Origin of the sequence: Companilactobacillus sp. HBUAS56275, from assembly GCF_036913655.1 — a bacterium.
GTDB classification, from domain to species: Bacteria; Bacillota; Bacilli; order Lactobacillales; family Lactobacillaceae; genus Companilactobacillus; species Companilactobacillus pullicola.
In genome coordinates this window covers 15441-28435 of record NZ_JAYKKK010000001.1, presented here as the reverse complement: position 1 = coordinate 28435, position 12995 = coordinate 15441, and the positions used below count along the sequence as shown (strand labels likewise).

At 35.0% G+C, this 12995-nt stretch carries 12 protein-coding genes and 1 pseudogene; 2 read left to right on the top strand and 11 right to left on the bottom strand.

Annotated elements, in window-relative coordinates; all coding sequences use genetic code 11:
- Nucleotides 1-155: 155 nt before the first annotated feature.
- Together rpsO and U8526_RS00135 are read right to left on the bottom strand one after the other, a co-directional pair.
- The gene (gene rpsO / locus U8526_RS00140; protein ID WP_334339934.1) at nt 156-425 is read right to left on the bottom strand and encodes a 30S ribosomal protein S15; all 270 of its coding nucleotides are present in this window, start codon (nt 423-425) and stop codon (nt 156-158) included.
- A 206-nt stretch (nt 426-631) separates the two neighbouring features.
- On the bottom strand, nt 632-1801 hold the full coding sequence (locus U8526_RS00135; protein WP_334339933.1) for an RNA-guided endonuclease TnpB family protein: 1170 nt from the start codon (nt 1799-1801) through the stop codon (nt 632-634).
- Nucleotides 1802-2155: 354 nt separating this feature from the next.
- On the opposite strand from U8526_RS00135, the pseudogene U8526_RS00130 reads away from it, so the two are divergent.
- Nucleotides 2156-2212: pseudogene (locus U8526_RS00130) on the top strand (IS200/IS605 family transposase); the annotation flags it as partial.
- A 223-nt stretch (nt 2213-2435) separates the two neighbouring features.
- Nucleotides 2436-2684 (top strand): 30S ribosomal protein S20, encoded by a 249-nt coding sequence (rpsT, locus tag U8526_RS00125; RefSeq protein WP_334339932.1) that lies wholly within the window; start codon nt 2436-2438, stop codon nt 2682-2684.
- Nucleotides 2685-2761: 77 nt separating this feature from the next.
- Here rpsT and holA read toward each other — a convergent pair whose 3' ends face one another.
- The 9 genes from holA to typA all read right to left on the bottom strand — a co-directional run bounded on the left by holA (nt 2762) and on the right by typA (nt 12986).
- On the bottom strand, nt 2762-3784 hold the full coding sequence (gene holA / locus U8526_RS00120; RefSeq protein WP_334339931.1) for a DNA polymerase III subunit delta: 1023 nt from the start codon (nt 3782-3784) through the stop codon (nt 2762-2764).
- Nucleotides 3750-5924, bottom strand: a complete 2175-nt coding sequence (locus U8526_RS00115) for a DNA internalization-related competence protein ComEC/Rec2 (protein WP_334340605.1) — start codon at nt 5922-5924, stop codon at nt 3750-3752. The genes holA and U8526_RS00115 overlap by 35 nt, the downstream gene beginning before the upstream one ends.
- Before the next feature lie 79 nt (nt 5925-6003).
- Complete coding sequence (locus U8526_RS00110; RefSeq protein WP_334339930.1) at nt 6004-6633, bottom strand: helix-hairpin-helix domain-containing protein; 630 nt, start codon at nt 6631-6633, stop codon at nt 6004-6006.
- Nucleotides 6634-6675: 42 nt separating this feature from the next.
- Entirely contained in the window at nt 6676-7731 is a 1056-nt protein-coding gene (locus tag U8526_RS00105) for a SepM family pheromone-processing serine protease (RefSeq protein WP_334339929.1), read from the bottom strand.
- A 6-nt stretch (nt 7732-7737) separates the two neighbouring features.
- Nucleotides 7738-8229: a pantetheine-phosphate adenylyltransferase gene (gene coaD, locus U8526_RS00100; protein ID WP_334339928.1), complete on the bottom strand. Its 492-nt coding sequence runs from the start codon at nt 8227-8229 to the stop codon at nt 7738-7740.
- Between the two features lies 1 nt (nt 8230).
- Entirely contained in the window at nt 8231-8785 is a 555-nt protein-coding gene (gene rsmD, locus U8526_RS00095) for a 16S rRNA (guanine(966)-N(2))-methyltransferase RsmD (RefSeq protein WP_334339927.1), read from the bottom strand.
- Complete coding sequence (locus tag U8526_RS00090) at nt 8785-9072, bottom strand: YlbG family protein (protein ID WP_334339926.1); 288 nt, start codon at nt 9070-9072, stop codon at nt 8785-8787. The genes rsmD and U8526_RS00090 overlap by 1 nt, the downstream gene beginning before the upstream one ends.
- Nucleotides 9056-10228, bottom strand: a complete 1173-nt coding sequence (locus U8526_RS00085; RefSeq protein WP_334339925.1) for an FtsW/RodA/SpoVE family cell cycle protein — start codon at nt 10226-10228, stop codon at nt 9056-9058. Before U8526_RS00085 ends, U8526_RS00090 begins: the two co-directional genes overlap by 17 nt.
- Nucleotides 10229-11126: 898 nt before the next feature.
- Entirely contained in the window at nt 11127-12986 is a 1860-nt protein-coding gene (gene typA, locus U8526_RS00080) for a translational GTPase TypA (RefSeq protein WP_334339924.1), read from the bottom strand.
- Between the last annotated feature and the right edge of the window lie 9 nt (nt 12987-12995).

Sequence of the window (12995 nt, the reverse complement as noted above, 5' to 3'; positions counted from 1 at the left end):
TAAAATAGCATAGGTCATAATATTCTATTGTGATTTTTAAGTCTTATAAGACTATTTAAGCTATACCTGTCTGCTATTCTACCATACGAGGGACGATATATAAAAAAAAGCGAAAAAAAAGAAGCCTCCAATGTAGGAAACTTCTAAATTCAATATTAACGACGTAGACCTAATGACTTGATCAATTCACGGTAACGTTGAACATCATTATTACGTAAGTAAGCTAATAGGTTACGACGGTGACCAATCTTCTTCAATAGACCAACATATGAGTGGTGGTCTTTCTTGTTTACTTTCAAGTGATCATTTAGAGAATTAATATCGTAAGTTAATACAGCAATTTGTACTTCTGGAGAACCTGTGTCTCCGTCTTTACGTGCATATTGCTTGATAATTTCATTTTTCTTTTGTTTTGAAATAGCCATTTCATTCACCTTTTCCTTATATATTTAGCCAAACTATGTCTGCGTTGGTGATTCGTCAAACAGAGCATGGTTAACACAACTAATTAGTTTACTACATAATGGAGAATATTGCAACAGTGTGAACTACATCGGTACTGAAGTACCGAGCTTCTAGGAACATTCCATACTTGCCAACTAGTATTTCAACTAGTCAGTAGTGGCTAGAACTATTTTACTAAGGCTTGTTCCAAGCCATTATTCAATATGTTTTTACTTGCATTGATATCACGATCATGGTGAACACCGCAACTTGGGCAATCCCATTCTCGAATATCTAATCCATGTTTACCGTCGTCGTAACCACAGTTAGAACAGATTTGACTAGTTTTGAATGGATTAACTATCAAAAGTTGTTTCCCATACCATTCACACTTGTATTCAAGCATTAGTCTTAATGCTCTCCATGATTGATTAGCAATAGCGCGTGATAGTTTATGATTTCCAAGAAGATTTTTGGTTTTCAAATCTTCAATTACAATCGTGTCATTATTTCCAACTAATTCACGAGTTATCTTATGAAGATAATCTTTTCTTTGATTAGCTACCTTTTCACTATACTTAGCTACCATGAGCTTAGCTTTCATATAATTACTGTATTGTTCTAGAGGTTTTGGATCACTTACCCCAAACTTTTTCTTATATTGTATTTCCTTCAAAGCCTGAGTACGTCTTCTAGCTAATCGTTTTTCCCAATAGTGTTTCTTTTTAGCCAATTTTTTATCAAAACGAATAGTTTTATACTTTCTACCATTTGAACAAATAGCTAGATCAGAAACACCCATATCAATTCCAACTGATTTATGGGTCTTTGGTAACTGTTCTAACTCTTCATCAACTGTTAAAACAGCGTAATACTCATTAGTTGATGACTTACGAATAGTAACGTACTTGATGATACTAGGAATTGATTTCTTATTCTTATATTTCATTATTCCAAGCTTAGGAAGTTTAATATAAGAGCTATCAATGATTTCAACGTTGTTATTCACGAATTTAGATTGATAACTTTGCTTGGGATACTTCTTGCTTTTGAAACGAGGAAACTTACACTTTTTACTAAAAAAGCCCTTATATGCTTCAAACAAATCTTTATTAGAAGCTTGAAGACTAGTACTTTCAGCTTTCTTTAACCAGATATATTCCTTTTTAAAAGCAGTTAGGATATAGTTCAAATCAAAAACTTTCAAGGATTTCAAATCTGGATTATTTTCGTGACGTTTAATCATCATATCTAGCATATTGTTCCAAACAAAACGATTAGCCCCAAAATTGAAATTAATCAATTCACGTTGATATTCATTAGGATAAATTCTTAATTTTATTCCCTTTAAAGCCATACGTGTGAGAACTCCTTCCCTGTTAAATGCACCATAATAATAACACCTAAAGGAACATCTACGATAGCGAAAAGAAGAACTAGTGTTCTTGATTTTGATTTCTATTTTTTTAAGTTACTAAGTATCAAAAAATATTCAAAAATATTTTTTACTATTAAAAAAACATTAGAATCAATAAAGAGATTTCTTAGAGCCATATACGATAAGAAGTCTATTACAATCCAAAATATGGAAGTAGTGCTTTACCATATTCATATGGTAATAAACTTTTCATCGGATGAAATACCTACGAATATCGTGAAAAATTAGAAAAAAGTATCGGTAAGAAAATGGTTCAAGAAATATCCAGAAACAAAATCACAATTATGGGGTGGTCACCTTTGGTCCCCAAGTTACTTTATGAGTAATTAGGAAATGTATCTAAAGAGATTGTAATAGAATACATGAATCAACAATTGACAAAATATAATAATGGTCGTCCAAGACATTGATTCATCTCGGCAATAAATTACCGAGTTTTCTCAATTGACGACCTTTATAAAAAAAAACGACATTTCATTGCATTGCCAAAGCTAATTATGTATAATTCTATGTATTGAGTTTTAAGCTTACTAGGTAATCGGAGGTGAAATTGATGCCACAAATCAAATCAGCTATGAAGCGTGTAAAGACTGCACAAAGTGCAACTCTTCGCAATACTTCACAAAAGAGCGCTATGCGTTCAGCTATCAAAAACTTTGAAGCTTCAGCCGCTAATAACGCTGACAACAAAGAAGATATGTTTAGAATGGCAGTTCGCGCCATTGACATGGCTAAAGCTAAGGGTCTAATCAAGGCTAACAAAGCTGCTCGCGACAAGTCAAGACTTGCTAAATTGAATTAATCTAAGCGACCTATTATTGGTTGCTTTTTTATTTCTTAAAAAGGGGATTCAGAATAATATCTGAATCCCCTTCTTTGTTATGCAAATTTAGCTATAAATAAATCAAACAGTAATTCCTTATCTCCTTGTCCTGATTTGATCTGGTAGTCCAAATTGACCAAATCCTGATACATGAGAATTAATTGTTTCATCACTAACCGTCTTGACTGTTGATGTGAAAGTTTAACTCGATATGGGTGTAGCTTAAGGTTCTTAGAAATAGTAGCTTCAGTTAACCCTCTTTCAGTTAATACCTTTACCTGGATCAATAATCGCAATTGTGACATCAAAATGGCTATAAGAAGTATTGGATCAATCTTTTGTAAGAGAAATTGATGATATAGTTCTTCGGCTTGGTAGATATTTTTGTTGAGGATTTCGTTCATCAAGTCAAAAACATTATCTTCCAACGATTGTGGAACCAATTCTTCCACAGCCTGTTTATCAATTTTTTTAGATTGTAATGCGTACATCTTTAATTTAACCAGTTGATTAGTTATCAACGAATAGTTACTTTTAGTTTTATTTACCAAAAGATCTAAAGCTTCTCCATCGATTTGATAACCGTCAGCTTTTAAATCATTTTGAATCGTTCTAGTCAACACTGGCCCTTCCATTTGTCCAGCATCCACGACTGTTGCTATTTTTTTCAACTGTTTAACAATTTTCTTACGAGCATCCAATTTCTCATATGATGCAAAAATGACCATAATTGTCGATGGCGTAGGATTTTGAATATATCTCAACAATAGGTCAGTATTCTGTTCAACAGCATTCTTGACACGTTCTGCGGTTAAAAAATAAGGATTTTGAGCAAAGACTAATCTTCTTTCACCAAAGAAAGGTGCTGAAATGGCCTCATTAATAACGTCATCCAACGATGTCTCTTCTAAATCAAAATTGGAAAAGTTCATATCCCGTTCTTCTGGGGTCATGATATCTTTAAATGATTTTTGAATATCTTTGATAAAAACTTGTTCTGCACCTGTAATTAGATAAACATTACTCAAATTACCTTGTTTTAAATTATTTTTTAGTTCTGTTATTTTCAAACGAGTCACCCTTTAAAAAAGTTGTTATCTTTTCTCCATTACCGAAAAAATCGTAATACCAAGATATCATACCATAATCAGCCGTATTTAAATATTTTACATGATGCTTTTCCAGCCGTTCTAGTGTTTCTTTATTGGGATGTCCATAGCGATTATTGATTCCGGCCGAAATCAACCCTAAACCAGGACGCGTTTTTGTTAACAGTTCATCCCCCGTTGCCGTTTTAGATCCATGATGACCGAGTTTGAGATAATCCACTTTAAATTGATAATCTTTCAATATCTTTTGTTCTGAAGCAATGTCTAAATCACCAGTAAAAAGCCATTTCTTATTCTTAATCTGAGCAAATAAGGTTAAGGAATCACTATTCTCTCCTTTTCCTCTGACTTTAGGCCACAAAACCTGCCAATCGATAAATCCAGTATTTATTTTATCTCCTTGACGATGACTCTTAAATTCAATTTTAGGATAATCATGAATCACCTTTTTAATTCTAGGATTCTGATCCAATCCAATACCAAAGTTAACCTGTTTAACAGGAAACTTACTCAGAAGAATTTCTAAATTACCGATATGATCGACATCCTTATGAGATAAGAAAAGTTTGTCGATTTGTGAAATCCCCTGTGATTTTAAAAAAGGAATCGTACTGTGCTCCACTTGGTTGCTGCGAGTTCGTTTGGCCCATGGCTTAGTCATAAAATTCAATTTGCCGGCTGTATCGATCAAATAGGTTTTTCTTATTAAAGGCGTCGTAACCAGAATGCTATCTCCTTGACCAACATCAATTATGTGTACGGCTCCACTTAAAGGAAATTTATTCAAAGCCACGCAAATACTAAAAACAAATATATATTGATAAAAATATTTGTTAAGGATATTTTTACTTTCAATCAAAAAGATGCTAATCAAAACTAACAAAATAACTGACCAACTGGCAAACTTACCTGTCACAAAAATAAAATTAACATCACTAGCAAAATAATCGAGAATTGCATACATTTTCTCAAATAGAAAATTAACACTATTCCAAACACTTAGATGGACAAACAATGCTGAAATCAGGCTCAACGGTAGTATTAAATAGGTAAATAACGGAATGAAGATGAGATTAACTAACAGAGTCAGCCAGTTCAATTGATATGTATAAAAACAAATTATCGGCAAACTGACCAAATTCATTTTTAAAGTCATCAAAATAAAATTAGTATTTTTATACAAGTACATAATAGCAAATGCTAATAAAAAACTTAGCTGTCCACCCATTGTCGTAATTGCCAATGGATCAACAAACAAGCATATCAATATCGTTATGCTAAAAACATCTAAACGACTGAACGACCAATCCAATTTTTTTAAAATTATACCAACCATCGCTAAAATAATTGCTCGCCAGATACCACTCTTTGAACCTACTAAAATTCCATAACTCGGTAATAGAAATAACATTAAGGTATCAACCCATTCTAGAGGAATTCGCAAAAGAGAGGTTATCTTTCTTAAGATAGTTAAGATAAGTAGCACATGTAATCCTGATAGACTAAAAAGATGAATGATTCCTAACGCACTTAATATTTTCAAAAAATCTTTATCCGATGAATCAGTATATCCGACTATTAAACTCTGAGCGTGAATTCGTAACCACTTCGGTAGTTGCGCTAAATACTTAATAATATGTATTCGTAAAACATTTATCTTGTCACTTAGACTTCTAGGCTGATATTTTTTAAGACTCGTAAAACCAGAAATTTCAACTTGATAGTATACGTTCTTCTTTGCCAAATATTGGGCATAATCGAACTCACCAGGATTTCGTGGTTGTGCTATAGGCGTCACCTTCTGAGTCTGGACTTGCACCTGTATCAAATGATCTAAATTTTTCCAGTATTGTTGTTCTCGGTGCGTTTTTATCTGGTATATAAATCTAACTGTTTCGTTTGCAGTTCTTAGGTTACCCGACAATAAATCGCCATTAATTGTTATTTGATCCGGTGAAATTATGCCATCTCGTACTCGTGGAACTGTCGTAGGTGCTTTTATCAACCAACAACGCACACCAAATAGGATCATCAATATTATTATCAAGAAATTGAATTTAGTATTTTTCAACAATATGACCCTGATCATTAACATTAGTAACAGGATCATGAACCATTTATTACCAAAGTATATCGCTACTAGTAAGACTACTATCAGCGCGGGAAAAATCAGTTTGCCTTTCATAAACTTAAATCGTCAACTGATCTTTTAATTTCGCCAAACTTTTCTCACCAATTCCCGACACATTAGTTAAATCATGCAGAGATTTAAACTGTCCATGCTGTTCACGATAGGCAATAACTTTCTCGGCCTTTTTAGGACCAATACCGGTAACATCTTTAAAATCATCAACTGTGGCTGTATTAATGTTAACTACTTTCTTATCCTGACTATGACTTGACCCTGCTACGTTATTTACTGATGGATTAGCTATTTCCCCTTTGATTGGTATGTAAATCTGCATTTGATCATTTACTCGTTTAGCTTGATTAACTTGCTTTAAATCCGCTTTCTCAGTTAGTCCTCCGGCCATTTGGATTACTTCTTGAACAATTGCCTTATCTTTAACGTGATATACTCCAGGCTTTTTGACTGCCCCTTGTACATCAACGACAATATCCTGTGCTTTCTTAGCTTTAGATTTTGATTCACTTTTAGTATCGTCGTTCTTTTTCGCAGTTAATTCCTGTTGTGGTTCCACCTTACTTACCGACATCGGTCTGTGAATCAGAAAAAAGTATCCTCCCACAATTAAAACTATTGTAGCAATCAGTAAAATAATTCTCTTGTTTCGAATATATTGATAAACTTCTTCCATCTTTAATCACCTCGAACTAAATTACGCAAAAAAAAACAGCCCTTATTTGGACTGTTTAGTTTTTTCAAGATAATTAATTGCGTCGTCTAAATTCTTAACAGGAACAATCTTCATCTTAGTATGAATTTTTTTAGCAGCACGTTTAGCTAAATTATAGTTGTTAACGTAACCTGGTTCGTATTTCTTAATTTCTTTTGTGACAGGATCATTCGGAGCAAAAAAGACGGTAGCACCCATTTCTGAGGCCGCATAAACTTTCTTTTCAATCCCCCCGATTGGGCCAACTGTTCCATCAGGAGCAATCGTTCCTGTTCCAGCAATTGTACGTCCAGCTTTCAAATCCTTATTGCTGATTTGTGAGTAGACCTGCAAGGTAAACATCAATCCCGCTGAAGGACCACCGATGCTGCCGGCATCGATCTTCGTTGGTGGATTTCCTTTGGCCTCAGTATTATCAGTCAAAGTGATTCCTAAGCCGAAACGTTTGGTATCTGCTAATTTTACCAGTTTACCTGAAGCTGATTTCTTTTTACCATCACGAGTAAAATTAATTTTAACTGTAGACTTTTTATTCTGTTTCTTGACGTAATTTATAAACTGTTCTGAATTCTTGAAGCGGTAATTGTTGATTGACGTGATCGTATCGCCAATTTGCAATTTACCTTTAAAATCAGAATTATCCATGACATCCATTATATAGACACCTAAATACTTCTTAGTAAAAGGTTTGCCTGCCTTAGAGTAAGCCGCTTGAATAGCATTATTAGTAGCTGACTTCATGTAATACTGCTGTACTTTGAAGTACTCCTGACTATTCTCATTTCCCATCAATTCATTCTGGGTGTAAAGCGTTTCAAAATCATTTCCAAAGGATTTCAAAATGGTAAATGGCGTCCCACTGACAATTCCGACTGTCGTAAGCAATAGATTACCCTTTTTCTTATCCTGCTTACCATTGACCTTCACAAATTGAGAAGTATCTTCAGCACTACCGGGAACTTCCAAATAATAACCAGTTGGTGTAAAGAAAAATGCCACAACAACGATGAATATGAATATAGCACCAAAGATTTTATTTCTAGTTTTGTTAAATCTCAAAATAGTTTATTCCTTCCTCAATTTCTTTATCAATTCCAAAGCAACCTTTTGAGGTACGAATTCGGATATATCGCCACCAAATTTAGCTACTTCTTTCATCATTGACGATGATATCGTAGCATACTGATCATTTGCTAGCAGGAATATTGTTTCAATATTTTTATCCAAGACTTTATTAATTGAGGCCACTCCTGACTCATAACCAAAATCATCTGGATTACGCATTGACCGCACCATAAATCCAGCCCCTAGTTGGCGAGCCAAATTAGTTGAAAGTTCTGACTTTCCATCTACGACTGAGACATTTGATAAATCCTTTATCTCTGCTTCAATAAAAGCTTTTTTCTCTTGATAAGAAAATAAATAATTCTTAGACGTATTGGTCATCGGTGCCACATATAATTTGTCGAATAATTTTGAAGCTCGACGAATTATATCTAAGTGTCCATTCGTAACTGGATCGAAACTGCCTGCATAGAGTCCAATTCTTTCAGTCATTTTAGCCTCCAAACTGATATAATGCGACTTTTGTATCTTTATAGTTCTTTTCTTTTAATAAATCGATTTTAGAAAAATTGGAAAGATCAATATCATAATCCGTTTCATCGACAATAATAGCACCAGGGTTCAATAAATCTTCTTCAACCATGTCTTCAATGATTTGTTCAGTGATCTTCATACGATAAGGTGGATCTAAAAATACGAGATCGAATTTTACTTGATCATCTTTAAATTTAGTTAGAGCCTCAGTTGCAGCTGTTTTCATAACCACAAAACTATCATTAGCTCTAGTCTTGTCGACATTTTCTTTGATCGTACTGATGGCTTTATAAGCCTTATCGACTAAGTAAGCCGTCTTATAACCACGTGAAACGGCCTCGATTCCTAAACTACCAGTTCCTGCAAACAAGTCTAATGCAACACCGTCATCAACTAAATATGGCGTCAACATGCTAAAAACAGCTTCTTTAACTTTAGCTGAAGTGGGTCGAGTATTATTACTAGGTACTGCTTTTAAATTTAAACCGCGGAATTTTCCAGATACAACTTTCATTACTTTTCCTCTTGCTTACTTTCAGAAGTTTTTAAAACATAATGTTCATCTAATTCTTTGCGATGAGCCAACGAAACTCGTTTTACATAATTCTTTGAGCTTAATTCTTTTTTAACTTCTGCAACACGATTAGCATTCACATACATCATCACATATTTCATTTTCGGAGAAGTGTAATAAATGGTTCCATAGCGTTGTAACTTTTTTCGCCATTTAAGTGAGTAGACCCAAACATACAATGCTTGGCGTTCCACCTTTTTAAACATAAAATCACCTTGTTCTTTCAAATTTATTCGTGGCATCCAGATTCAGTACAATTCCTAAAGCTATTGATAAAATCAACATACTGGATCCACCATAGCTAATAAACGGCAATGTAACACCAGTCAGTGGGATCATGCCTAACAATCCACCAACGTTTAAAATTACCTGTGTCAACATCATTGTCGCCACACCATAACAAACTAAAGCATTATAATTTTTCTTTGCACGAATACCGATAAGAATAATTCTTAAAATAATCAGTGCCAATAAAGCCAAAACAATGAAGACACCCACTAAGCCTAATTCCTCACTAATAACCGCCAAAATAAAATCGGTATGTGGTTCTGGTAAGTAACCACGTTTTTGTATCCCATTACCCAGGCCAACACCGAAGACGCCACCATTACTAATAGCATAAAAGGAATTAACTAGCTGTGCTCCAGCATGTTGTTCCAATTTAAAGGGATGTTGCATAGCCAAAATACGTTGATACTGATAATGGCTCGTAATAATTGAAGGAGCTATTTTAAAAATTCCATAGATCGATAACCCTAAAAAGGCACCCAAGCCGACACTCAACCGCACGATATACTTTCCAGGTATCGTTGAAGCACCAAGAAGGACCCAAGTAATTAACGAAATAACAATTGCTCCACCAAAATCAGGTTGAATCAAAAGTAACATAACGATTAGAGCCACAACCAATATGGGAGGTAAAACTTCAAAACCGATTTCCTTCCAATTCTGATAAGACAACAATCGCTCTTGCTTACTGGTTAATACAAACGATAAATAGAGAATTAAGACTAACTTAGCCAACTCTAAGGGTTGGTAATTAAATGGTCCTATCGGAATCCAGGCCACCGCACCATTGACACGCAAACTAGGAAACAGTTTACCCAAGATCGGTAACGCTGCTAGAGATAAAATCGTAAATAACAATGCATACTTGATAATGTGCCGATTTTTAAAAATTTTAGCTTTGAGAATAAAGTTAAAATAACATAAAAACAATCCCAAAACCGCAAAAATCGCCTGTTTGACTAAATATTGGGTTGTACTTCCGCCAGAAATCAGTGAATTGTAAAAACTGGCTGAATAAACCATAACGATTCCAATACCTAATAGGATGATATATGGAATGACAATCCATAAGTCAATTTTTTTTAATTTTTTCACGTCTTAACTCCTAAAATCTAATAATAAGATTATACCACCAAATAATACTAGAAAAAAACTGGTCATTACTGTCTTTTGGCATAAGAATTCAGTTCTTATTTGGTTGTGATGAAGTATGCCACTCTCTGAAGAATATGCTTAAATTTCCGTCCTCCACAACAAGAAAATTTGGCCGGAACGCCATGGGCACGACTTTAAGCTAATAATTTTGCACGTTGTGCAAAATTATTAGCTTAAAGCTCGGCCTTTACCTAGGCAATAAATTGCCAAGGTAAATTTCATGGCTGGGCCAATTTTCTTGTTGCTCCGGACTAAATCCAGCTTTATTTATCGGTCATTATTAAACCTAAATAGAAAACAACCTCTATTTAGAAAATCAAGCACATCCGTTAGTATTAACGCCACAACCAAAAACAAAAAATGTTGTTCTGAACGAATTATAATTCTATTCACTGTTCATTCTAATTTGATAAAAATACTGGTATCGACCCAAAATTACATCATTTGCCATATTAATGTTTTTAACAAATACCATCAAGGTCTTGAATTAAGCAGAACAGTATGCAAGTCGGAGTTATTATTAATGGGCTTCCTATCAAAGAATAGAACAACCCCTTTTTCAATACTCTAACCAAACAATTAAACTAGGATTTAGTCTGGAATAAAACTTGGGAATGCATTCAGCTGTGAAATCATTGTTAATGGCTTTGCCATTTACAATGAGGCCGATTTTGAAGATCCATTATTTTGCACGAAGTGTGAAATAATTAGCTTCAAATCGCGCCCACAGCGTTCCAATGCATTCCCAAGTTTTATGGAAGACGGCATCAAGCGCATCCCTCTCAAAACAAAAAAAGAAGCCAGGGATTAGACCATCCCTAGCTTCATAAATAATTAACTATTTTGACATTTTCTTTGTCTTATCGAACTTCTTACGTTCGTTTGTGTTCAAGATCTTCTTACGTAATCTTACACTCTTAGGTGTTACTTCACAAAGTTCGTCTTCGTTTAGGAATTCGATTGATTGTTCAAGTGACATTGCCTTAGGAGTCTTGATTGCAGCAGCATGATCTTTACCAGAAGCACGAGTATTTGTAAGGTTCTTACCCTTAGTAACAGTAACAGCGATATCTTGATCACGACTACTTTCACCAACGATCATACCTTCATATACATCAACACCGGCACCGATGAACAATGTACCACGATCTTCAACTGATTGTAGTGAGTATGTTGTTGATGGACCTTGGTTGATTGAAACCAAAGCACCAGTTCTTCTACCTGGGTTCCAGTTTCTAACAACTGGTTTGTATTCTGAGAATGTGTGGTTCAAGATACCATAACCACCAGTCATTGATAAGAACTCTGTAGAGTAACCGATCAAACCACGTGAAGGTGCTGAGAAAATAAGTCTTGTTTGACCATTACCAGTACTTTCCATGTTTTCCATATCACCCTTACGTTGTGACATTGAGTCAATAACTGAACCAACGTATTCATCAGGTGTATCGATTGTTACCTCTTCAAAAGGTTCGCACTTTTGGTTGTCGATTGTCTTGTAAATAACTTCTGGACGTGATAGTTGTAATTCGAAACCTTCACGACGCATTTCTTCAACAAGAATTGACAAGTGAAGTTCACCACGACCTGAAACTAGCCATGAACCAGCTTGGTCAGTATTTTCAACTTTAAGTGAAACATCAGTATGTAGTTGTCTTCTTAAACGATCTTCGATCTTTCTAGCAGTAACTTCTGTACCTTCACGACCAGCGAATGGTGAGTTATTTTGTAAGAAAGTCATTTGTAGTGTTGGTTCATCAATACGCAATAATGGTAAAGCTTCTTGATGATCAACTGGTGTAACTGTTTCACCAACATAGATATCTTCCATACCGGAAACGGCAATTAAGTCTCCGGCCTTAGCTTCGTTGATTTCAACACGGTTCAAACCTAGGAAACCAAATAGCTTTGTAACACGGAAGTTCTTTGTAGAACCGTCAAGCTTCATAACAGTAACACTGTCACCAACCTTGATCTTTCCACGGAACACACGTCCGATACCAATACGACCAACATAATCGTTGTAATCTAGTAAGGCAACTTGGAATTGTAATGGTTCGTCTGAGTTGTCGATTGGTGCAGGAATTGTCTTCAAAATTGTATCAAAGATAGGGTTCATTGTGTGTTCTTGGTCAGCAGGATCATCTGAGTAACTTGATGTTCCGTTGATAGCTGAAGCATAAACAACTGGGAAATCAAGTTGTGAGTCATCAGCGCCTAATTCGATAAATAATTCAAGAACTTCGTCAACTACTTCGGCAGGACGAGCACCTGGTCTATCAATTTTGTTGATAACAACGATTGGTGTTAGATGTTGTTCCAAAGCCTTCTTCAACACGAAACGTGTTTGTGGCATTGTACCCTCATAAGCATCAACAACCAAAAGTACACCATCAACCATCTTCATGATACGTTCAACTTCACCACCGAAGTCCGCGTGTCCTGGTGTATCCAAAATGTTGATCTTCTTGCCATCGTAATCAACAGCAGTATTCTTAGAAAGGATTGTGATACCACGTTCTCTTTCAATAGCATTTGAATCAAGGGCACGATCTTGAATTTCATAATGTGATCCTAGTGTGTCTGATTGTTTTAACATTTCGTTAACTAATGTAGTTTTACCGTGGTCAACGTGAGCGATGATCGCAATGTTTCTAATATCTTCTCTTCTCTTAGTCAAATTAGTTCTTCCTTCCATAAATACGTG

Coding starts and splice junctions, on each gene's coding strand:
- rpsO (WP_334339934.1), bottom strand. CDS start 425: ATGGCTATTTCAAAACAAAAGAAAAATGAAATTATCAAGCAATATGCA.
- U8526_RS00135 (WP_334339933.1), bottom strand. CDS start 1,801: ATGGCTTTAAAGGGAATAAAATTAAGAATTTATCCTAATGAATATCAA.
- rpsT (WP_334339932.1), top strand. CDS start 2,436: ATGCCACAAATCAAATCAGCTATGAAGCGTGTAAAGACTGCACAAAGT.
- U8526_RS00115 (WP_334340605.1), bottom strand. CDS start 5,924: ATGATCCTGTTACTAATGTTAATGATCAGGGTCATATTGTTGAAAAAT.
- U8526_RS00110 (WP_334339930.1), bottom strand. CDS start 6,633: ATGGAAGAAGTTTATCAATATATTCGAAACAAGAGAATTATTTTACTG.
- coaD (WP_334339928.1), bottom strand. CDS start 8,229: ATGACTGAAAGAATTGGACTCTATGCAGGCAGTTTCGATCCAGTTACG.
- rsmD (WP_334339927.1), bottom strand. CDS start 8,785: ATGAAAGTTGTATCTGGAAAATTCCGCGGTTTAAATTTAAAAGCAGTA.
- typA (WP_334339924.1), bottom strand. CDS start 12,986: ATGGAAGGAAGAACTAATTTGACTAAGAGAAGAGAAGATATTAGAAAC.